Genomic DNA, 21,174 nt, shown 5'->3' with positions numbered 1-21,174 from the left:
AGCACATCGGCAGGCGCAGACTCTCCGAGGGTCTGCGCCTGTTGTACTTTTACGTTCAACTATGCGTGAGTTGCAGCGCCTCACTCCTCACGCCTTACTCCTCACGAGATCATGGCTAAAGACTTTACCCGTTCTGACCGCGTTGCCCAGCAAATGCAGCGTGAATTGGCCGAATTGATTCGGCTTGAATTGAAGGACCCTCGTATTGGCATGGTGACCTTGACGGGCGTTGAAGTGACGCGCGACATGAGTCACGCCAAGGTGTTCTACACCTTGATGAAGGGCGATGAACAAGAAACCGAATACACGTTGAATCGTTCATCTGGCTGGCTGCGTAACGAGCTTTCCAAACGTATTAAGTTGTTCAAGATGCCGGAGTTACATTTTGTGTATGACCGTTCGGTTGAGTACGGGATGTCATTGGACAAGCTGATCGACCAAGCCATGCAGACTACGGTACCGCCAGACGATGAAACAGACGCAGACAAAAAGGATTAAGCGGCCAGTCCATGGGGTGTTGTTGTTTGACAAGCCCTATGGCGCATCCAGCAATCAAGCATTGCAGAAATGTAAGTGGTTATTGCAAGCAGAAAAGGGTGGACACACTGGGGTGCTCGACCCGTTGGCGACGGGTTTGTTACCCCTTTGCTTTGGTGATGCAACTAAGTTTGCCCAGCGCATGTTGGATGCGGATAAGCGCTACACGGCTAGTCTGAGGCTGGGGTCGACCACGACTACCGGAGATTTGGAAGGGGAGGTACTGCTGACCTGCCAAGTCCAGGTTGGCAGACATCAGGTTGATGCGGCTATTCAGCACTTCATGGGCGAATATGACCAAGTGCCGCCCATGTATTCCGCGCTAAAGCATGAAGGCCGGCCGTTGTATGAATACGCCCGTGCTGGTATCACCATCCCACGCGCTGCCCGACGAATCACTATCTACGCGATCGATGTATTGGGTTTTGATGGTGAGAATTTGGTTTTAGATGTCCGTTGCAGCAAGGGCACCTACATCCGCACCTTGTCTGAAGACATTGGCGAGCGTTTGGGGTGCGGTGCTCACCTTACGGGTTTGCGGCGCACGGCAACGGCGGGGTTTCGCCTTGAAGATGCTTTGTCCCTACCGGACTTTGAGGCAATGGAATTAGCCCAGAGAGATGCCCGGTTGTTACCAACCGACAGTTTGGTGGCCGATTTGCCGGCAGTGACGCTGGATGCAATGGAGACGGATAAGCTAACCCACGGATTGTCCGTGCGTTTTCCCTCCGGGGATGGGATAATCGACAGCTTACGCGTATATGGAGACACGGGTGAATGTAAGCCGAGTTTTCTAGGTTTGGCTGCATTAACTGATCATGTTCTGTATCCGCGTCGACTGCTTTCAACTGTTGTACACAGCTGATAAGTAGTTAATTAGAAGCCTGGAGGGGTTGGTGTTTAAACTGACTAGCTTGGCTCGTCTGCACCATTGTGTGCTTTTGTATCTGGAGTAGTAAAAATGGCAATTTCTGTCGAACAAAAAGCTGAGATCGTTAAACAGTACCAGCGCGCTGCCGGCGACACTGGTTCTACCGAAGTGCAAGTGGCTTTGCTGACTGCACGTATTAACGGTTTGACTGATCACTTCAAGGCAAATGCCAAAGACAACCACAGCCGCCGCGGTTTGTTGAAGATGGTCAATCAGCGCCGTAAGCTGCTGGCCTATTACAAGCGCACCAATCTGGATGGCTATCGCGATTTGATCGCCAAGCTGGGTCTGCGTAAGTAAGCGTTTCAAGAAAAGCCGCTGCGTCGCAGCGGCTTTTTGCATTTCTGGCGTCTGTATTTGCCAATGGCGTTGAAATGATTTTGATTTTTCACAATTGCTGCGACAAAAGCTGGTGCTGGTAATTAGTTGTCCTATTGTGATTCTTTGCTTGGTGTTTTAGATGCCGAGTGCGGGATATCCCTAGCAAAAACGATGCTGTAGCTAGCAGGTGGTGAGTAAAGAATTCAAATTCTGTTGGGCGTGAAGTGGTTCCGGCCACGCCTGATGGCTAGCAAGTTGGCTGGAACCCCGACGTCGGTCTGCGGACCGTGCTCAGTGCGTCGGTGGAAGAGGGTCATCTAGCTGAGCATGGCCCGTTGAAAAGGAAGAAAAGCGTGTTCAATCGCATCTCCAAATCGTTTGCCTATGGCAAGCACACCGTTACACTTCAAACTGGTGAAATCGCCCGTCAGGCCTCTGGTGCCGTGATGGTGTCGATGGATGACACCGTGGTGCTGGTTACCGTGGTGGGCGCTAAGAATGTCAAACCCGGCCAGGATTTTTTCCCCCTGACCGTTGATTACCAAGAACGTACTTACGCTGCCGGTAAGATTCCTGGTGGCTTCTTCAAGCGCGAAGGTCGTCCTTCTGAAAAAGAAATTCTGACTTCACGTCTGATTGATCGCCCGATTCGCCCGCTGTTCCCAGAAGCTTTCTACAACGAAATCCAAATCGTTGCTACCGTGATGTCAGTTGATCCTGAGATTGATCCGGATATTGCCGCTGTGATCGGCGCATCCGCTGCGTTGGCTATCTCCGGCTTGCCGTTCCAAGGGCCCATCGGCGCGGCCCGCGTCGGTTATGCCAATGGTGAATACCTGCTTAATCCGACCAAGGCCGAACTAGCTACTTCCCAGTTGGACCTGGTGGTGGCGGGTACTGCCAAGGCCGTATTGATGGTGGAATCGGAAGCACAAGAGCTGTCCGAAACCGTCATGTTGGGCGCAGTGGTATTTGGCCATGAGCAAATGCAGGCTGTCATCAAGGCTATCAATGAGCTTGCCGATGCTGTGAATCCTGAAGTCTGGGATTGGCAAGAGCCTGCGGCTGACGAAGCCCTGATTGCCCAGGTGAGCGAGTTGGCCAACGAAGGCCTGAAACTGGCCTTCCGCATTCCGCAAAAGCAATCGCGTGTGGTGCAGATCAACGATACCTGGGCCAAGGTCAAGGCTGCGTTGATTACTGAAGAAACCGATACGGTTCGTGCCAACCAGATCAAGGATATCTTCCATGGTCTGGAAGCCAAGATCGTGCGTAACCAGATTCTGGACGGTTATCCACGTATCGACGGTCGTGATACGCGCACCGTTCGCCCGATTGAAGTGCGTACCGGCGTGTTGCCGCGTACCCATGGCTCGGCGCTGTTTACACGTGGTGAGACCCAAGGTTTGGTGGTGGCTACTCTGGGCACTAAGCTGGATGAGCAGAAGATCGATGCCCTGATGGGTGAATACACCGATCGCTTCATGCTGCATTACAACTTCCCTCCTTACTCGACTGGTGAAACAGGCCGTGTAGGTACGCCAAAACGCCGTGAGATTGGTCATGGTCGTTTGGCTAAGCGGGCATTGGTTGCGGTGTTGCCGAAGAAGGAAGACTTCAGCTACTCGATGCGTGTTGTTTCGGAAATCACTGAGTCGAATGGTTCGTCCTCGATGGCATCGGTTTGCGGTGGTAGCTTGGCGTTGATGGATGCAGGTGTGCCGCTGAAGTCACACGTTGCCGGTATCGCCATGGGCCTGATTTTGGAAGGCAACCGTTTTGCTGTGCTGTCCGATATCCTTGGTGATGAAGATCATCTTGGCGATATGGACTTTAAGGTAGCTGGTACTGAGAACGGCGTGACTGCCTTGCAGATGGATATCAAGATCCAGGGCATCACCAAGGAAATCATGCGCGTGGCTTTGGACCAAGCCCAGGAAGGCCGCCTGCATATCTTGAATATTATGAAGGGATCGTTGGACCACGCCCGTGAGGAAGTGTCGCAACATGCGCCGCGTCTTTACACCATGAAGATCAATCCGGAGAAGATTCGTGATGTGATCGGCAAGGGCGGTGCTGTGATTCGTGCACTGACTGAAGAAACCGGCACCCAGATCGATATCGGCGAAGATGGCACGATCACGATTGCGTCGGTTTCCAGCGATGGTGCTGATGAAGCCAAGCGCCGCATTGCCGAAATCACTGCTGAAATCGAGATCGGCAAGATCTATGAAGGTCCGGTGGTTAAGATTCTCGACAAGAATGTCGGCGCTATTGTGCAAATCATGCCGGGTAAGGATGGCTTGGTGCATGTAAGCCAGATCGCCAATGAGCGTGTCAACAATGTGGCTGACTACCTGAAGGAAGGCCAGATTGTTCGTGTGAAAGCGCTGGAGCAGGATGATAAAGGCCGCGTTCGCCTCTCTATTAAGGCTGTTTTGGCCGAAGAGGCTGCACCCGTTGCACCAGTAGCAACACCGGTTGATAGCGAAGCCTGATTGGTTGGCAAAGTAAAAGAAAAACCCGGTTCTGGCCGGGTTTTTCTTTATGTGCTGCCGGTCGGGGGTATTGCTTAAGCTGCTGGTTCTTGGAGCTGTTGCAAGATGGCAGGATTCTCCAAAGTAGAAGTGTCCTGAGTGATTTTTTCACCTCGGGCAATGGCCCGTAATAACCGGCGCATGATTTTGCCCGACCGTGTTTTGGGTAAGTTGTCACCAAAGCGAATATCGTCTGGCTGGGCGATCTTGCCAATCTCCTGAGCCACCCAGTTCTTGAGTTGCTCTACCATCTTCTTGGCGTCCTCTCCGCTGGGCCGTGGACCCTTTAGCACGACAAAGGCAACCACCGCTTCGCCTTTGATTTCGTGCGGTTTGCCGACCACGGCGGCTTCGGCAACCAAGGGGTTGGCAACTAGGGCGGACTCGATTTCCATGGTGCCCAGGCGATGACCCGATACATTCAGTACATCGTCAATACGCCCCATGATCCAGAAATAGCCGTGCTCATCCCGATTGGCGGAGTCCCCGGCCAAGTAATACTTGCCATTGAACTCTTCTGGGAAATAGGTTTTCTTGAAGCGCTCCGGGTCGCCCCAAATTGTACGTACCAAGCTGGGGAAGGGCTTTTTGATGACCAGCATGCCACCCTTGCCAGGTTCGACCGTTGCGCCGGATTCATCAACGATATCCGCAATCACACCCGGCAGCGGCAAGGTGCAGGAACCCGGTTTGGTCGCTACAGCGCCGGGTAGCGGGGAGATCATGATTGAACCTGTTTCGGTTTGCCACCAGGTGTCGACGATAGGGCAGCGACCCTTGCCGACGACTTCGTGGTACCAGATCCAGGCTTCGGGGTTGATGGGTTCGCCGACTGTGCCCAAAAGGCGCAGGCTTGATAAGTCGTGGTGCTTGGGGAAATCTGCTCCCAACTTGATGAGCGAGCGGATAGCGGTTGGTGCTGTGTAGAAGATACTGACTTTGTGTCGCTCGATCATCTGCCAGAAACGGTGTGCATCGGGGTAGGTGGGTACCCCCTCAAAGATGACTTGTGTTGCAGCCATACCCAATGGCCCATAGCAAACATAGCTATGGCCAGTGATCCAGCCTACGTCAGCCGTACACCAAAACACATCGTCCGGTTTGATATCAAACACCCAGCGGAAGGAGTTCATTGCGCCAAGTAGATAGCCGGCGCTGGAATGCTGAATACCCTTGGGTTTGCCGGTTGAACCGGAGGTATAGAGAATGAAAAGAGGATCGTCTGCACCCATCCATTCCGTTTCGCAGTTCTCTGCCTGTCCTTCAGTCAGTTTGTGCCACCAGATATCACGGCCTTCTTGCCATTGGCTGGTGCCGTTGCTGGTACGTTGGTAGACGATGGTATGTTTGATTGTGCTGCAGTTACCTAAGGCGTAGGCATCGTCGACGACGGTTTTTAATGGTATTGCTTTCCCGCCACGCATGCCCTCGTTGGCTGTGATGACGGCCACTGCGCCGGCATCGACAATGCGCTCTTGTACCGATTTGGCAGAAAACCCACCGAATACAACCGAATGGATTGCTCCAATGCGTGCGCAGGCTTGCATGGCAACTACTGCCTCGATACTCATGGGCATGTAGATGACGACGCGTTCACCTCTTGCAACGCCGAGCGACCGCAGGCCATTGGCAAATTGGCATACGCGGCGATGTAGTTCGGCATAGGTTACGCGGGTGACGGCCCCATCATCAGCTTCGAAAATAATGGCAGTTTTGTTGGCGTTTTGGGGTAAGTGTCGATCAAGACAGTTGTAACTGACGTTTAGGACGCCATCGTCGAACCATTTAAAGAAGGGAGCATTTGTGTCATCCAGTACACGAGAGAAGGGCTTCTGCCACGTAATCAATTCGCGCGCCAGGCTTCCCCAGAAGGCCAAGTAGTCACCGCCAGCCTGCTCGCATAGTCCCTTATAGGTATCCATGCCTGAAATAGTGGCGCTACGCCGGAAATCGTCAGAAGGGGGAAATACACGCGTTTCCTTAAGAATGGAATCAATCGTGGACATGAACGCTCCTTTATTTTGATATTGCCTTGGTTGATGCGAATGGGCGGAAGCATTGCTACGAGGCTGAGGTAGGGCCTCATGCGGGCCCCGTTCCTCGTGGCTGAACTACTTTACGTAAACCTTATGCCGTTGTATCGGTTAATCATTGGCATAGATGTCGCGGTCTTTCGTTTCTGGGGCGAATAGTGTGCCCACGACGAAAGTCATGATGGCAAAACCGATGGGGTACCAAAGGCCGTAGTAGATATCCCCGGTGGCTGCGACCATGGCGAAGGCGACGGTAGGCAGAAAGCCGCCGAACCAGCCGTTGCCAATGTGATAAGGCAGTGACATGGAGGTGTAGCGGATCTTGGTTGGGAATAACTCAACCAGCCAGGCGGCGATGGGGCCATACACCATGGTGACCAATAGGACCAATATCGTCAGAAGTACGATCACCATCGGTGTATTCATTTGGCTAAGATCGGACTTGGCTGGGTAGCCCGCACCCTTGAGCGCTTCCCCAAGCGACTTATTGAATACATCAGCTTGTCTCTTGAATGCGTCCTTGGCCAACGCTTCGCCTTCGAAACTCGATAAGACAATGTTGCCAATGCTGACGGAAGCAACTGTGCCCGCGGGCGCTGCTGCGTTGCTATATGGTATGCCTTTCTTGGCCAGGGTGGACTTGATAATGTCGCAAGACTGCTTGAAGCTGGCTTTGCCGATAGGATCGAACTGGAATGTACACTTTGCCGGATCGGCAATCACTTTGACGGGAGCGTTGGCGACGGCGGCTTCCAGTGCGGGGTTGGCGTAATGGGTTAGCGCCTTGAAAATGGGGAAGTAACTGATGGCTGCGATAAAGCAGCCGGCCATGATGATCTTTTTCCGGCCTATTTTGTCGGACAGTGCACCAAAAAGAATAAAGCCGGGCGTAGCAATGGCCAGTGAGATCGCGATCAGTAAGTCGGCTCGGTCGGCTTCTACCCCCAGGGTTTTGGTGAGGAAGAACAAGGCGTAGAACTGGCCGGTGTACCAAACCACGGCTTGGCCTGCCGTACCACCGAATAACGACAACAGAACGACGCGAAGGTTGGGCCAGCGTAGAAATGACTCTGTCAAAGGGGCTTTGGAGTGTTTGCCTTCTTCCTTCATCTTCTTGAAGGCGGGAGATTCATTGAGCTGCATCCGGATGTAAACCGAAACCGCCAGCATGACTAATGAAATGAGAAATGGTATACGCCATCCCCACTCTTTGAAGGCATCGGTACCCAGGCTGTTGCGACAAGTCCAGATGACGAGCAAGGACAGGAACAAGCCCATTGTGGCGGTTGTTTGGATGAAGCTCGTATAGAGGCCACGTTTACCGTGGGGGGCGTGCTCAGCCACATAGGTTGCCGCACCGCCGTATTCGCCACCAAGCGCTAGACCTTGCAGCAATCGCAGAATAATCAGAATGATGGGGGCTGAAATACCGATGGTGGCATAGCTAGGCAGCAGACCGACGATAGCGGTGGAAAGCCCCATGATCAAAATGGTGATCAGAAAGGTGTACTTACGGCCAATCATGTCGCCAAGACGGCCAAAAACAAGTGCACCAAAGGGACGTACCGCGAAACCTGCGGCAAATGCCATCAGGGCAAAGATAAAAGCGGTGGTGTCGTTAACACCGGCAAAGAAGTGTGAGGCGATAATGGCGGCAAGTGAGCCATATAGGTAGAAGTCATACCATTCGAAGACTGTGCCAAGCGAAGAGGCAAAGATGACTTTGCGTTCCTCCTTGGTCATGGGTCTGGCGGGCATGGAGACCCCAGCGGTGGTGTTTGTCAAACTATTCATGAATATTTCCTCCGTACTCGAATGGGCTTTGCACCCTTGGATTTTTTTGATACGTATGGTTGCTGGGTTTGTGTCACTTGTCCTTTTTGAGGAGGCCGGAGTTTGCCGACAAAGTGATGCGTGTTACGCCAACGCGACGTTTAGCCGGGAGTTGCACTCATGATTTGTTGTGCGCGAACAGAAGACTTACGGATACATTGGCTGGTTGGAAAGGCGTTGACTGAAGGGATGCCTTGCTGAATGCCGCGGTGGTAATCACGCTAGTCCACCAGCAGGACTGGGTAAAGAAGGATAAATGGAAATTAAACAGCTGCGAATATTCTCCACGCTGCGCGGGCATGGAAGTGGGGCAATTGCTCTGGATTGTTGTAATTCTGCACGTTGCATTGTTTACAGGTGCGACGTGACATGCGGGAAACGTTGGCTGGAGGCTATTTTGCTGGCTTACTGCCGGGTAACCCAGTCGGCCATTGCGGCCAGTACGGGTTCGGCTTCACCAAGTGCGGCGGTGACTCGAAACTGTATGTGAGGGAATTGCTGGACCAACTTCTCCACCAGTACCGGCAGATCTCTGCGTAGATGCGCGCCTCGTGCCATAAAGGCAGGGACGATGATGACTTCGCTAACCCCTTGTTCTGCGAGCTGGGTTGCGCAGTCTGTAAGGCTAGGTGTCATCAGCTCTAGAAAGGCGAGCGCGACGATGCTGCCTGGGAGTTTTTGCTGCACCTGGCCAGCAAGTTGCAGGAATGGCTCGGCCCATTGAGGGTCTCGGGCACCGTGGGCAAATAGAATGACAGCGCGTGTTGCTTGGCTCATGAGCTAATGCTGCCGTAGATACACAAAAAACAAAACCCCCGTATGCAACGGGGGTTTGCGACTACAACTTACCAAGTAAACCAACAGCTTATTTCAGCTTGGTTTCTTTGTAGGCAACGTGCTTACGGACGACAGGATCAAACTTCTTGATCTCCATCTTTCCAGGCATGGTGCGCTTGTTTTTGGTTGTAGTGTAGAAGTGACCTGTACCAGCGGTCGATTCCAGTTTGATCTTTTCACGCATGATTCATTGCTCCCGGATTAGGCTTCGCCACGGGCGCGAAGATCGGCCAGCACGACGTCGATGCCGAGTTTGTCGATGGTGCGCAGGGCTGCGTTGGAGATGCGCAGGCGCACCCAACGGTTTTCGCTTTCAACCCAAAACTTGCGGTATTGCAGGTTGGGCAGGAAACGACGCTTGGTTTTGTTGTTGGCGTGGGAAACATTGTTCCCGACCATCGGGCGCTTGCCGGTGATCATGCATACACGAGCCATGTTGGACTCCCACTGATTCTAAAATGGTGTTCGAAAAGCTTGCTGTGTGGCGATGAAGTCAGCCGGCCACAACACGCGTGGAAACGCAAAGAGGGCGCATGTTATCGATTTGGCGGGCCTGTGTCAAATGCCTGCCCGGCGGATTTTGTTTGTACGCCAGATGTTTAGCGATCTTGTCAGCGCAGGGGTGTCCATAGCGTCATGCTAAAGTATCAGGCTGTTTTGCCTTAGTGAAGATCATGCTGCACACCCTCAATTCTCCTCAACAAGCTGCGGTACGCCATTTGGACGGGCCGCTGCTTGTGCTGGCCGGTGCAGGTTCAGGCAAGACGCGGGTGATTACGCAGAAGATTGCCTATATGGTTGAGCACGCTGGTTACGAAGCGCGTCATATTGCTGCAATCACCTTTACCAACAAGGCTGCGCGTGAGATGCAGGAACGGGTGCATGGAATCATGGACCCAGCCCGCTCGAAGGGTCTTATTGTTTCAACCTTCCATTCACTGGGCTTGCAGATAATTCGTACCGAACACGCCGCACTTGGCTATAAGCCACGTTTTTCAATCCTGGATGCGGCCGATGCAATGAAGATTGTTTCGGACATCATTGGCACAACGGATAAAGATGAAATTCGTGCCACGGTAGGCACTATCTCTCGGTTGAAGAACGACTTCATGAGTCCGGAAGTTGCCTTGATGAATGCCCAAAGCGACGGGGAGTTGCGCATTGCGCGAGCCTACGCTGCCTATCAGAGCACACTCTTTGCCTATCAGGCCGTTGATTTTGATGACTTGATTCGCTTGCCTGTGGAACTGTTTGATCGGGAAGTGGATATTCTGACCAAATGGCAGCTACGTCTGCGTTATCTGTTGATCGATGAATACCAGGACACCAATGTTTGCCAATACCGGTTGGTTAAGCAGCTAACCCACTTACACGGCAAATTCACGGCCGTGGGTGATGATGATCAATCTATCTATGCTTGGCGTGGTGCCAATGTGGAAAACCTAGCGCTGCTTAAGCAGGATTTCCCGCGGCTGGAAGTCATTAAGCTAGAGCAGAACTATCGTTCTACTTCACGGATACTCAAGGCTGCCAATGCCGTGATTGGCAACAATCCAAAGCTGTTCGAAAAACAGCTGTGGAGTGAGTTGGGTATTGGCGATCCAATTTCCGTCGTGGAAATGAAAGATGAAGAGCATGAAGCCGAGATGGTGGCAATGCGCTTACTGGCCCATAAATTCGAGAACCGCACCAAATTCAGTGACTACGCGGTATTGTACCGCGGTAATCATCAGGCCCGGATTATCGAAGGCCAATTGCGTAATCATAAGATTCCGTACCAGATGTCTGGTGGGCAAAGCTTCTTCGACAAAGCCGAAATCAAGGACGTGCTGGGTTATCTGCGTCTGATTGCCAATGAAAAGGATGACCCTGCGTTTATTCGTGCGGTGACCACGCCCAAACGTGGTGTCGGCAATGTCACGTTGGAAAAGCTGGGTGGTTTGGCGGCGGATCGAAAAATCAGCTTATTCGAAGCGGTGCAAATGCCGAGCTTGGAGGCGATGGTTCAGTCGGCGCAATACGAAGCGTTACAGATATTCTGTGCATTTATTCAGCGTTTGCAAGGGCGCGCTACCCACGAGCCTGCGGGTGCACTGTTGCGTGAAATGCTGGCAGCCATCGACTACGAAACTTGGCTATACGAGAGCGACGAGCCCCGTCCTGCCGAGGCACGGTGGAAGAATGTGCAGGAGCTGGCGGCTTGGTTCGACAAGCGCGCTGAAGAGAATGGTGACAACCTGATCGACATGGCTCAGAAGATTGCATTGATTACATTGCTGGAGGGGCGTAATGATGAAGCGCCTGATGCAGTACGTATGTCAACGCTGCATGCTTCCAAGGGGCTGGAGTATCCACATGTGTTCTTGATTGGTTGCGAGGAGGGGATTCTGCCCCATCAACAATCAATTGATAGCGGTATGGTCGAAGAGGAGCGGCGCTTGATGTATGTGGGTATTACGCGTGCCCAGCGCGGCTTAACCATCAGCTACTGTGGCAAACGTAAGCGCGCCGGTGAATGGCAAATTACGGAGCCCTCGCGCTTCTTGCTTGAATTACCTGCAGAAGAAATCCGCATCAGTGGCCGCTTGGCGAGCTATAAGAATGTGGCTGTCACCAAGGAAGAGGGTAAAGCCAAGCTGGCGAATCTGTTGGCGGGTCTGGGTGCCAAGCCCGGCGTGTGAAAGCCGAGCGATCTTGCCGCTTGGATTACTTATTTACTGAGTGATGCTATCCACATCTCTCCACTGCAATGTGCAATGTTGCCGATAGCGTCTCATCGTAGCGTTCAAAGTCAGCGCTGTAGCTGCGACGCCATTCGGTAGATTGGCCAAAAAAGCGCCAGACCTGCTGCCACGCCGCGAATACTGCGCTATGTAAAGCTTCGGCGGATTCAGCTTGTGCTTCGAATACCAGATAGCCCTGGGTAGGTATTTCGGTGGTGGCAAGGCTGAGGTGAGGTGCCAAGGAGGACGTGCCCACCGTCAAATCATAGGTACCCGTATGGTCGGACTCATATCCAGAGTAAACCGCAAATACTGGCTTATCTGTTTGCAGTAGCCCGGCTGAAAGCACGCGTTCCCACAGCCCAGGAATACGGGCCAGTTCGGGTTTCATCTCATCGTCGTTGCAGGTACGAACACGTAAACCAGTGACACCAAAGCTTGGTACTGCAGGAAGAAAATGGGGTGATGCAGACATGGTTATCTCGCTAAGTGGTTAGGAGACGCCATGTTGCGCGACCCCTCCTGACAGCTTGGTGTCAGGAGGTAGAGCCGCTTTGTTTAGAACCTGTTTTCGATCTGTCACGAGCAGCTGTTATCAGGGTGAAGCGCAGAGCAGGAACCGGAATGTACGTGGGCCATGAGGCTGCGAACTTCTTGGAGCGTTGTACCGTAGCGTTTCGGCGTCCTCCTTGCGGTGGGCTGTCGAACAGCATATGAGCCTTGATGCGGCTGCGCAGTAAGATGGTGAACAGGTTCTTAGCTATTAGCCCCCATGGCCTTGGCTCTGGTTTTTCGAGCCTTGATCATGGCCCCGTCTTCTGGTTGTATCTGCCATCCTCCCAAATGGGGTGTGATGATCTTGGAGAGTGCGACGATCCAATCGGGTTCGGCATTCAGGGCTGGTATGTAACGGTAATCACCGCCGCCAGCTGCCAAAAAGTCAGCCTTGCCTTCCAACGCAATTTCTTCGAGCGTTTCCAAGCAGTCGGCCACAAAGCCAGGACAGATGACGTCGAGCTTGCCGGTTTTCTTCTTACCCATCGCGTGCAGCAGGGTTGTCGTATAGGGCTTTAGCCATTCGGCCCGGCCGAAACGGGATTGGAACGCAATGCTATATTGGCTTGCCTGTATCCCTAGTCGCTCGGCAAGCAGCCGTCCGGTTGTGTGGCATTCGCAATGGTAGGGGTCGCCCTTGTCCAAACTGAATTGCGGCACACCGTGAAAACTCATCAGCAAATGGTCACCACGGCCATGGCGCACCCAGTGCTGCTCAATGCGCTTGGCAACGGCTTCTATATAGGGAACGGCATCATGAAAGTGCTTGATAAAGCGTAGTTCGGGTGGGTTACGCAGGGCCTTGATGGCATCGGCCACGGCATCCATTGCGCTGCCTGTGCTGCTCGCCGCGTATTGTGGGTAGAGCGGCATGGCCAGCACACGGTCACAACCCGCTTCTTTGAGTGCCATCAATTTGCTGGCGATGCTTGGCTGACCATAGCGCATGGCATATTCCACCATCACAGGTTGTCCTTGATCCCCCAAGTAGCCTTGCAGCAGCTTGGCTTGCCGGCGCGTATGGATGGCTAAGGGGGAGCCATCTTTAGTCCAGATAGTGGCGTATTTGGCTGCCGAATTCTTTGGTCGGGTGTTAAGGATGATGCCGTTAAGGATGAACCACCATATCGCCCGAGGAATTTCGACTACGCGAGGGTCAGACAGAAACTGCTTCAGATAGGGCCGCACCGCTTGCGCGGTGGGTGCCTCTGGCGTACCAAGATTGATCAGCAGGATACCGACTCGGCGGGGCTGGTCGTGGCGAAAGGTGGGTTCAGTCTGATAAGCCATGGCGTGGTCCCTGCAAGCTGGCGGAAAACCGGCATCATAGCCCGGATGTCTGCCGGGTGGCGCAAGCGATATTACGGCATATCAAGTGTGCGTAGCAGCTACGGTTTCCAATTAAAGCTGCGCAGCATTGGCCCCAGAAAAGACCCAAGTTGTTTCATACACATAGGTTTTGCCGGATTCTTGTTGGGATAGGTCAGTTCGTCCATCTGACCTGGCAAAGGGTGATGCTATTCGCACTAGGCGCAATGCAGCTTCATCCAACAACGTTTCACCGGAGCTATTGACGAGTACTGCTTTAATCAAAGAGCCATCCGCACGTACCTCCAACTGTATCCGCACTTCTCCTTGTAAGGCATGCCCAGCAAGATCAGTTGGTGCGTTGACCTCCCCAATGCGCAGAAGTTTCTCCTGCCATTGAATGATGGAATCACTTTCCTCTATGGATTCACCCGCTACCGGTTGTTGGCTTGCAAGGTGACTTACCACGGTAGCCTGGGTATTGCGTAACGGGTCAGTAGGCTTGGATGATTCTGGCTTAAGAGTGATTGGTGCGGCTAATGCCTCAACCCGCTCGGTTTTCAATGGCTGCGTTTGGGAAGCTATTGCATCGGGTTGGCTCATTATCAATGGCGTGCGGTAATCGAACTCCACACCGATTGATCCACTTTGATTGGCGGGTTGCAGATGAATGACTTGCTGAATGGCAAGCAATAGAAAGCCCAGATGGACCAGCAGCGAGGTACTCATTGCGCAAGTCATACGCAGTTTGCAGTGGGATAAATAAGCCATGACCAGCACCTTAAAACGGCAGGTACTGGTAGCTTTCTGCCACTCAAGACTACGCGCCATTCATAGAGATTTTTTGGGGAATATCTTTTACTACAACGACTTAATAAGGTGATAAGTATAAATTGATGTAACGATCCATGGCAATAATTCTACCTGTTACGGTTATTTTTCCGTATTCGACTTTAGCGAATGGCTTGCTGGTGAACAATAGGATCTCGTTGCCGTTAACCAGGCGTGGAGACGTTTGACTGGACGACCGTCAATGGAGGCCATTCGTTGAGACGGCAATTGCGAACTATTGTTTGTTTTGAGGAAAAATATTCTTGCATGCTGCTCAGTTGAAAGAGTGAACCGCCCCGGTCAATCAGCCAAGGCGGAGAGACGGATTCCGTCATTCCTTAAAATGCCCGGCATCAAAAAAGGTGGTGGTTCGTCCAGCCCCGGGTTTGCAGGCAGTAGCAGCCGTGACTCAGTCTCAGCTTCAGCGAAAATCACCGTACAGCTATTGGCACAAGTCCAAGTCCTAGAGGGGGTCATGCCTTGTGCAGCAGGCCTGCGCCAGTCGATGGCCATCCAGATAAAACAACACCGGCTCCGAGCCGGTGTTGTTTTATCGCTTGCTGCTCAGCCCCATTAAGTTGGGCTGAAGGGAAAGCGGGTTATTGCTTGCTATCAGTCTTCACATCACTTTTTTCATGCTTGTTGGCGTCAGTCTTTTCAGCCTTCTTGTGCTTCTTGGCGGCCAATTTTGTTGCTTTTTCAGCCGGCTTTGCTACTTCAGTGGGTTGGGGCATGACAGGGTCAACTTGCTTGGCTGCGGGGGCAGGGACTGCTGCCGGTGTGACTGGCTTGGCGGCAGGGGTTTCGGCTGCCATTACCCCGAACGAGGCGGCTGCAAAGGAGGTGGCGATCAGGGCGGTAAACAACTTCTTCATGGTGCGATCCTTTCAAAATGTTTTCCGATCCGACCGTTGCACGCTGCAGCGGCCGTCCGTGGTGCACACATTAGGTGAGTTATGCTGAACGGTTGCTGAGCGGCAAAAAGTGCAGTTTACCAATCGATAGGGGGTGTTCTTTTTTTGTTGTTGGGTTTGTTTATATGATTTCAGCATTTGTTCTGTTGGCTTGTCAGTCCCATTGGGCATGCCCAGCTTGGCTAGGGGCTGTTGACGTTTTGTCTTCGGTGCATTGAAGAAGAGCAGCAAACCCGCAGAATTACGGTTCCTATTCCAATCACCCTGCGGGTTTGCTATGCCCCGATTGATGCTCAGTGACGAGCTTTGGTCGAAGCTGGAGAAAATTCTGCTTCAGCAAACCATTTACCACAAGCCAGACCTGCGAATGACCGTTGAGGGAATGCTCTACCGGATGCGCGTGGGCTGCCCATGGCGAGATCTACCCAGTGCTTTTGGCGGCTGGAACACCGTCTACAAACGCTTCAATGCTTGGTCAGTGGGTGGCAAGTGGCTCAAAGCTTTCAAAGCCCTGGTAGAGGAACCCGACTTCGAATGGGTATTCATCGACGGCACCTATGTGAAGGACCATCAGCACAGTGCCGGTGCTGCCAGCGATCATGCTGAAGCCATCGGCAAAAGTCGGGCTGGCAATACATGCAAGATTCATCTGGCGGTCGTGATGGATTTGTACTCACGCAAAATCATCAGGTGGGCGATGGCCCCAACAATGCCAGCAGGGTTGGTTTGCCGCACATTGCAGATGGCGTTGAATGGGCGCAAGCCGAATGCTGGGTTTCCGATCAAGGCAGTCAATACGCCAGCGCTGAGTACCAGGCGCTACGGAGTCAACATGGGTTGGTGCCTAGCATGAGCCGTAAAGGCAATTGCTAGGACAATACGGTGATGGAGCGGGTGTGGCAGCGGGACTATGCGAATCATTGGGAAGCGGAAAAGGACATCACAGAATACACATAGTCGGCTTCTACAACAGTGTGCGTTTGCACTCGGCCCGAGGTAACTTACCTCCCATGATTTATGAGCAGAAAATGGCTGCAAAAGAACCGATTGGCGTGCCCGAAAATACTTGACCACTACATTCCAGTGCCAGGGCAAGGATTGCAATGGGGGGCTGTGACCTTCGTAATTCGATAGGCTTGCTTGATACCCAATCCGCTTACTATCTGGTGTAAATAGAAATAAGCGGATCCGTCTAGGCTCAGTCCAGCCTACGTGTCAGCACTTGTCGAACTCTTCGGCTCGGTTTGGATAGGCTTTGCAAAAGTCAGTGTCGCCTTTGTCGGTCTTGAGCGCGGCGCCATCAAATTTCGCGCCGATCACTTTGGACTTCGTGACGTTAAGCCGTTTGTTTTCGCATGCGTCAGTCGCTGCTTTCTTACAGGCAGCGGCGTCGGCTGCTTCGACGAACTCAGTGCAGGAAGGCTTGCCCTCGCACTTTTTGAAGCTGATGGCCTCTTTGCCGGCACAAGCAGTACGAGTCACTGCCAGTTCACAGTTACCGGCCTGTGCTCCCCCGGCGCATAGGCTTAAGATCGTAGCCAGTAACCATTTGCTTGTAGCACCTTTCATTGCGTTCTCCTTGTTACCGTTGAGGTAAATGTATTGTGTAGCCAAGAGCGATGGTGAATTTCGGCTTCTCTGTGTTAATTGCGAAAGCGGCTAATGCTGGCTTCCAGTTTCATCACAACACTTTCCAGATCGCGCGCCAGGGTAGAGGCATCGCTAGCGGCTTGTGTATTCTGGTCAATCATTTGGGCGATCTGCTCTACGTTGGTAGCGATCAGGTGGCCTGTCGAATTTTGTTCCACCAACGCACCCGAAATAGCATAGACCGTTTTTTCTACCTGATCGGCCCCACTGGTGATGGTTTCCATGGCGCTGCCCGCTTTTTTGACCAGCGCTACACCACTATCCATCTGACCAACGGACGTGTGCGCGGCCTTTACTGCCAGATCAACCGACTGCTGGATTGCATTGATCTTTTCGACGATGTCTTTGGTAGCACCCGTGGTGCGCTCGGCCAATTGGCGGACTTCATCGGCTACTACAGCGAAGCCCCGGCCTTGTTCGCCAGCGCGAGCGGCTTCGATAGCGGCGTTGAGCGCCAACAGGTTTGTCTGTGCGGCTACTTCCTTGATGACCTGCACAATGCTGGAGATTTCGTTGGAACGAATACCCAGCTCGTCTACCGAAGTACCGAGTCGGCTGATTTCTCCCGAGATCGAAGTCATCTCCTGCACGGTGTTGGTGATGATATCTGCACCTGTGCGTGCGCCGTTGCCTGCGTTGTGTGTCAGTTCATGGGCACTGCTAGCACTGTCGGTAACGTGGCTGATGCTGGTGGAAAGTTGTTCTACCGCAGCGGCCATCGCACTGGCGGCTTCGCTTTGTTTGACAGAGCCATCTGACACTTGGTTGGCTGCATTCAGCAGCTTGTGTGCGACAGCGGCGATATTGGTGGATGCTTCACGCGTATCGCGTAGGGCAGCCTGCACGGTCTCTACTAGATGATTGAAGGATATGGCTGTGTCGGCGACTTCGTCGTTGCCTTTGACTTGCACTCGCTGGGTAAAGTCGAGACTGTGCTCGATTTGGGCCATGGAACCCGCTAATTGCTTTAGTTGGCTGCTGATGGCATTGCTGATCAAGTAGGCGACAACCACAGAAACTAGCAGCGCGACGATGCCAAAGCCCAGCAGAAGCCGTTGGCTCCAACTCACACTGGTATCTGCAGCTTCTTTAGCTCCCAATGTCAATTCGCTTACCGCTTTGTTCAGTATGGCCAGTTGGTTACCGGCATTTCTGCTTGCTTTGCCCACCTCCTGCAGCATCTGGCTGGCATCTTTACGCAGTTGCAACTGGGCAACATAAAGCCCGAGTAGCCCTTGCTTGCCAATCGCGGCCGTTTTAAATCGGGTTGCTGCTGCAACAGCTTTTTCACTGTCGGGTAGAGCGGTTGCGAATTCATCGGTAGCCGTAAATTTGGCTTCTATATCCTTGGTTGCGGCGATGACTGCAAAAGGGTTGAGCTTGTCCAAAGCCGCGACGACTGATTTTGAAATGTCACCTGTGGCTTTATCCCATGCTTGTGCCTTGGGATCTTTCACCTCACTTAGCAAGGCGCTAAGTTCATCGCTCATGTCGCCCAATTCTCGCTTTTGTTTAATGACCAATTGCCCCTTTTCCAAATCATCGCGGTGCGCTTTCAGCACTTTGGGGCCTATGTCGAAGACCGCCGTGCTGGCATTGCGTGCACTATTCAGTGCTTGCAAGACATTTGGGTCGGCCTCGGCTAGTTGGTTTAGATCCTGCAAGGCGGCGTCATATTGTTTTTTGGCGAGCTGAAATTCATTCTCACTGGTCGCCAATTCGCTCAGGACGCTGGATTGATAGTGCAGCATGACGGCAGCCCTGGCCTCTTGCATTGCCGCCTGCATGCGCGCACTGGCGTCAATCATGGGGGCTGCACGGTCAGTTACGGCATGCAGGTTACTGTTGACGTCACTGAGGCCTATCAGGCCAACGGCGACAATGCCTGCCGCGAGTAGTAAAACAGCTAGAAAACCACCCACAATGCGTGTAGCTACAGTCAGGCGCATTTCGCTACCTTTGTTTATTTAACCGGCTCTTCGGGTGATGAAGGTTGGTTGCGGCGTAGATAGGTGAAAGCATTAAGGCGATTTGAATCATCATGCTTGTCGTATGTTTTCAATTAGCACGGGCACAGCGATTTAACCGTAGTGTTTATCCGGTAATTAAACAAGCGTTGTTATGCCCTGGCATTTGCTATGGGCAATGCGTGGGTAAGCAATATCTTATGTAGAGTGGGTACAGTAGCAAGGAAGATGTGACTTCCGCTAAAACATAGTCTCCTCAATGCCGTATTTTTTAAGGATGAGTTTGAGTTGGCCCGATTTTTTTATTGCATTCAACCCTTCGTCAAAAGCCATTGCATAGGCTTTCGAATGTTTACCCACAAGGGAAAAGCCTATCCAGATGGGAGTAGCCTTGAGGCAACTTACTTGTTTGAATTGATTTGCTTGCGTCGTTTGTTGCAAGTGGTGGCTTACGACGCGGGCATCGTCCAGCACAACATCGACCCGACCTAGCGCGAGTTTTCGAAAGTGTTGTGTGAGATAGTTTTCGGTACTCAGAAAATCAATGGCACCACGACGGGTGCTTTCGTCGTGAATATAGTCATCGACTTCCTGATCATTGACAGTTTGCCCCTTCAATACGCTAAGGCGGACATGCCGGAGTGAAGATACATCTTTGTATACCCATTTCGACGAGGCCTGGGTATAGAAACACGGTTGGTAAAAGCCGATGGAATGGCTGGGAAAGATTAAATCCGGTGCGTCGCTTTTAGCGATACCCAACACAGCGTCCATTGCGCCGCTTTTTATCGTCGCCATCAGACGAAGCCAGGGCAGGCTGGTAAAGCTACTGTCCAGATCCTTTGCCAACAGCGCTGCAGCAGTGACTTCAACCAAAACGCCTGGGGCTGCCTTGTCCTCGCATATATAAGGGCACCAAGGGCTAATTGAGATTTTTACGGGTTCACCTGCGTCGGCTCGTGCCATCGATAGACACACCAAACCACCTAACGCACATAGCCGACTGGTAACGCATTGCATTTCAACTCCCTTGGAAAATGGAATTGCTTTGCTGTTGTTTATAGCTGGTCGCGTGGTGGAGGAGGAACCCAGCGAAACTGGAGGTGCTAATCAGACTGCGGTAGGGCGCTGCCATAGAGGCAGCATGCCAGTGGTGGGTCCCTATGAAAGGAGCAAAAAAGCCGATGCGTAAATAAATGCGGCATCGGCTTTTTAAATTACACACAGTCGTGACTGTAAGAGCCTGTCTATAGGCTCGCGAATTAAGGCTGTGGTGCGAAATAAAACAACAGGTTGTCTAGTGACATTTGTTTTTGTGGGCTACCAAGGTCGATGACTGCGTAATTGAAGGTGTCGCTCTCACTGCCTTGCTGTTTACTGGCGAGAGCTATGATGATATCCACTTTGCCGGTTTGATTGGCGCACCCTGGTTTGTTCTTCATAGGTAACGCATTAATCTTGTTTTCCAACTGCGTTGCAGTGGATAGGTCTTGGCCGCTATAGATCTCTGCCGGTAGTGTCGTTTCGCAGCTGTTGCTTGTACGGTTATAGGCAACCGCGCCGAGGCCAACCAAAGGTTTATTACTGTAAATGGTGAGATACCGTTCACCTTCCTCGCTGCGGCTTTGTTTAAGAAACTGCCGACCGAACAAGGGGGATCGGGTTTTAATGGGTAGCGATGGGGCCTGTGTAAGTTCGGGCGCCACGCCCATGTTCAGCTTGGGGTCGTTGCTGAAGGCCAGTTTTATTGTTCCTTGCTCCAGCATTAAAACGCCATCTACCCACTTTGCCTTGGCGTCCGGCTTTTCGAAGTCGACTTCTACCATAGTTGGCTTTGACTTGATGTTTGTAGTAGACATAAACGTCAGGAGTGTCCGAGTAGCATCCCATCTTGCTGCCGCGTCTTGGTAATAGGCTGCTTTGCCGGCGTGGGCTAGCGGGGCAATGCATAACGAAAGGGCGGTGATGAATGTCTTTAAGTGGCGCATGGATTTCCTCAGCCGTGTGTGTGCTTCATGACCTGGATTGACATGTTGCAGCAAATGGCACTGTGGCACAGGTTTACGCGACTATTCACCCGGCAACTAAGGGTTGATTTATTGGTGTCCGCCCCCAACTGATAGAAATGGACAAAGAAGACGGACGCAAGCTGTCGCGGCAAGAACAGCACGAAAGGCGCAAGCAAGCTGTGAGGCTG

Annotated in this window: 18 protein-coding genes and 1 pseudogene; 6 read left to right on the top strand and 13 right to left on the bottom strand. The window is 52.5% G+C overall.

Annotated features, from left to right (window positions below; all coding sequences use genetic code 11):
• Positions 1-111: 111 nt before the first annotated feature.
• The 4 genes from rbfA to pnp all read left to right on the top strand — a co-directional run bounded on the left by rbfA (position 112) and on the right by pnp (position 4,287).
• Positions 112-498, top strand: coding sequence for a 30S ribosome-binding factor RbfA (gene rbfA / locus CSQ89_RS11870; protein ID WP_099406372.1), 387 nt, complete (start codon positions 112-114; stop codon positions 496-498).
• A gap of 16 nt (positions 499-514) precedes the next feature.
• Positions 515-1,402 carry a tRNA pseudouridine(55) synthase TruB gene (gene truB, locus CSQ89_RS11865; RefSeq protein WP_374701341.1) on the top strand — a complete coding sequence of 296 codons (888 nt, stop codon included), beginning with the start codon at positions 515-517 and terminating at the stop codon, positions 1,400-1,402.
• A 96-nt stretch (positions 1,403-1,498) separates the two neighbouring features.
• The gene (gene rpsO, locus CSQ89_RS11860; RefSeq protein ID WP_099406370.1) at positions 1,499-1,768 is read left to right on the top strand and encodes a 30S ribosomal protein S15; all 270 of its coding nucleotides are present in this window, start codon (positions 1,499-1,501) and stop codon (positions 1,766-1,768) included.
• A gap of 374 nt (positions 1,769-2,142) precedes the next feature.
• Positions 2,143-4,287, top strand: a complete 2,145-nt coding sequence (pnp, locus tag CSQ89_RS11855; protein ID WP_099406369.1) for a polyribonucleotide nucleotidyltransferase — start codon at positions 2,143-2,145, stop codon at positions 4,285-4,287.
• A 74-nt stretch (positions 4,288-4,361) separates the two neighbouring features.
• On the opposite strand, the gene acs is transcribed toward pnp, so the two are convergent.
• From acs to rpmB, 5 genes are all read right to left on the bottom strand, one after another.
• Positions 4,362-6,332: an acetate--CoA ligase gene (gene acs / locus CSQ89_RS11850; protein WP_099406368.1), complete on the bottom strand. Its 1,971-nt coding sequence runs from the start codon at positions 6,330-6,332 to the stop codon at positions 4,362-4,364.
• 138 nt (positions 6,333-6,470) lie between these two features.
• A complete protein-coding gene (locus tag CSQ89_RS11845) occupies positions 6,471-8,153 on the bottom strand; it encodes an MFS transporter (RefSeq protein ID WP_099406367.1) in 1,683 nt (560 codons plus the stop codon).
• Positions 8,154-8,597: 444 nt separating this feature from the next.
• Positions 8,598-8,969: a sirohydrochlorin chelatase gene (locus tag CSQ89_RS11840; protein WP_099406366.1), complete on the bottom strand. Its 372-nt coding sequence runs from the start codon at positions 8,967-8,969 to the stop codon at positions 8,598-8,600.
• Positions 8,970-9,057: 88 nt separating this feature from the next.
• Positions 9,058-9,213, bottom strand: a complete 156-nt coding sequence (gene rpmG / locus CSQ89_RS11835) for a 50S ribosomal protein L33 (protein WP_099406365.1) — start codon at positions 9,211-9,213, stop codon at positions 9,058-9,060.
• A 17-nt stretch (positions 9,214-9,230) separates the two neighbouring features.
• The gene (gene rpmB, locus CSQ89_RS11830; RefSeq protein ID WP_099406364.1) at positions 9,231-9,464 is read right to left on the bottom strand and encodes a 50S ribosomal protein L28; all 234 of its coding nucleotides are present in this window, start codon (positions 9,462-9,464) and stop codon (positions 9,231-9,233) included.
• 239 nt (positions 9,465-9,703) lie between these two features.
• Between rpmB and CSQ89_RS11825 the strand changes: the two genes are divergently transcribed.
• Positions 9,704-11,710, top strand: a complete 2,007-nt coding sequence (locus tag CSQ89_RS11825) for a UvrD-helicase domain-containing protein (RefSeq protein ID WP_099406377.1) — start codon at positions 9,704-9,706, stop codon at positions 11,708-11,710.
• Positions 11,711-11,756: 46 nt separating this feature from the next.
• On the opposite strand, the gene CSQ89_RS11820 is transcribed toward CSQ89_RS11825, so the two are convergent.
• From CSQ89_RS11820 to CSQ89_RS11800, 4 genes are all read right to left on the bottom strand, one after another.
• Complete coding sequence (locus tag CSQ89_RS11820) at positions 11,757-12,227, bottom strand: GyrI-like domain-containing protein (RefSeq protein ID WP_099406363.1); 471 nt, start codon at positions 12,225-12,227, stop codon at positions 11,757-11,759.
• Positions 12,228-12,508: 281 nt separating this feature from the next.
• Positions 12,509-13,597, bottom strand: coding sequence for a ferrochelatase (gene hemH, locus CSQ89_RS11815; RefSeq protein WP_099406362.1), 1,089 nt, complete (start codon positions 13,595-13,597; stop codon positions 12,509-12,511).
• A gap of 111 nt (positions 13,598-13,708) precedes the next feature.
• Complete coding sequence (locus CSQ89_RS11810; RefSeq protein WP_158228980.1) at positions 13,709-14,344, bottom strand: energy transducer TonB; 636 nt, start codon at positions 14,342-14,344, stop codon at positions 13,709-13,711.
• Positions 14,345-15,045: 701 nt separating this feature from the next.
• Positions 15,046-15,321, bottom strand: a complete 276-nt coding sequence (locus CSQ89_RS11800; protein WP_186293303.1) for a hypothetical protein — start codon at positions 15,319-15,321, stop codon at positions 15,046-15,048.
• A gap of 316 nt (positions 15,322-15,637) precedes the next feature.
• On the opposite strand from CSQ89_RS11800, the pseudogene CSQ89_RS11795 reads away from it, so the two are divergent.
• A pseudogene (locus tag CSQ89_RS11795) lies at positions 15,638-16,028 on the top strand (IS5 family transposase); the annotation flags it as partial.
• 547 nt (positions 16,029-16,575) lie between these two features.
• On the opposite strand, the gene CSQ89_RS11790 reads toward CSQ89_RS11795, so the two are convergent.
• The 4 genes from CSQ89_RS11790 to CSQ89_RS11775 form a co-directional block, all read right to left on the bottom strand.
• Entirely contained in the window at positions 16,576-16,929 is a 354-nt protein-coding gene (locus CSQ89_RS11790) for a hypothetical protein (RefSeq protein WP_099406359.1), read from the bottom strand.
• Positions 16,930-17,003: 74 nt separating this feature from the next.
• Positions 17,004-18,959 carry a methyl-accepting chemotaxis protein gene (locus CSQ89_RS11785; RefSeq protein WP_099406358.1) on the bottom strand — a complete coding sequence of 652 codons (1,956 nt, stop codon included), beginning with the start codon at positions 18,957-18,959 and terminating at the stop codon, positions 17,004-17,006.
• A gap of 258 nt (positions 18,960-19,217) precedes the next feature.
• Positions 19,218-19,853, bottom strand: coding sequence for a substrate-binding periplasmic protein (locus CSQ89_RS11780; protein WP_158228979.1), 636 nt, complete (start codon positions 19,851-19,853; stop codon positions 19,218-19,220).
• A 386-nt stretch (positions 19,854-20,239) separates the two neighbouring features.
• The gene (locus tag CSQ89_RS11775; protein ID WP_099406356.1) at positions 20,240-20,965 is read right to left on the bottom strand and encodes a hypothetical protein; all 726 of its coding nucleotides are present in this window, start codon (positions 20,963-20,965) and stop codon (positions 20,240-20,242) included.
• Positions 20,966-21,174 lie beyond the last annotated feature (209 nt).

The organism is Chitinimonas sp. BJB300 (assembly GCF_002735695.1).
GTDB lineage: Bacteria > Pseudomonadota > Gammaproteobacteria > Burkholderiales > Chitinimonadaceae > Chitinimonas.
This window is presented reverse-complemented; position numbering and strand designations above follow the sequence as displayed.

What these genes read in the sequence shown, in the direction of transcription:
- rbfA (WP_099406372.1), top strand. Translation starts at nt 112, where the DNA reads ATGGCTAAAGACTTTACCCGTTCTGACCGCGTTGCCCAGCAAATGCAG.
- rpsO (WP_099406370.1), top strand. Translation starts at nt 1,499, where the DNA reads ATGGCAATTTCTGTCGAACAAAAAGCTGAGATCGTTAAACAGTACCAG.
- acs (WP_099406368.1), bottom strand. Translation starts at nt 6,332, where the DNA reads ATGTCCACGATTGATTCCATTCTTAAGGAAACGCGTGTATTTCCCCCT.
- CSQ89_RS11845 (WP_099406367.1), bottom strand. Translation starts at nt 8,153, where the DNA reads ATGAATAGTTTGACAAACACCACCGCTGGGGTCTCCATGCCCGCCAGA.
- CSQ89_RS11840 (WP_099406366.1), bottom strand. Translation starts at nt 8,969, where the DNA reads ATGAGCCAAGCAACACGCGCTGTCATTCTATTTGCCCACGGTGCCCGA.
- rpmG (WP_099406365.1), bottom strand. Translation starts at nt 9,213, where the DNA reads ATGCGTGAAAAGATCAAACTGGAATCGACCGCTGGTACAGGTCACTTC.
- rpmB (WP_099406364.1), bottom strand. Translation starts at nt 9,464, where the DNA reads ATGGCTCGTGTATGCATGATCACCGGCAAGCGCCCGATGGTCGGGAAC.
- CSQ89_RS11825 (WP_099406377.1), top strand. Translation starts at nt 9,704, where the DNA reads ATGCTGCACACCCTCAATTCTCCTCAACAAGCTGCGGTACGCCATTTG.
- CSQ89_RS11820 (WP_099406363.1), bottom strand. Translation starts at nt 12,227, where the DNA reads ATGTCTGCATCACCCCATTTTCTTCCTGCAGTACCAAGCTTTGGTGTC.
- hemH (WP_099406362.1), bottom strand. Translation starts at nt 13,597, where the DNA reads ATGGCTTATCAGACTGAACCCACCTTTCGCCACGACCAGCCCCGCCGA.
- CSQ89_RS11810 (WP_158228980.1), bottom strand. Translation starts at nt 14,344, where the DNA reads ATGAGTACCTCGCTGCTGGTCCATCTGGGCTTTCTATTGCTTGCCATT.
- CSQ89_RS11800 (WP_186293303.1), bottom strand. Translation starts at nt 15,321, where the DNA reads ATGAAGAAGTTGTTTACCGCCCTGATCGCCACCTCCTTTGCAGCCGCC.
- CSQ89_RS11790 (WP_099406359.1), bottom strand. Translation starts at nt 16,929, where the DNA reads ATGAAAGGTGCTACAAGCAAATGGTTACTGGCTACGATCTTAAGCCTA.
- CSQ89_RS11785 (WP_099406358.1), bottom strand. Translation starts at nt 18,959, where the DNA reads ATGCGCCTGACTGTAGCTACACGCATTGTGGGTGGTTTTCTAGCTGTT.
- CSQ89_RS11775 (WP_099406356.1), bottom strand. Translation starts at nt 20,965, where the DNA reads ATGCGCCACTTAAAGACATTCATCACCGCCCTTTCGTTATGCATTGCC.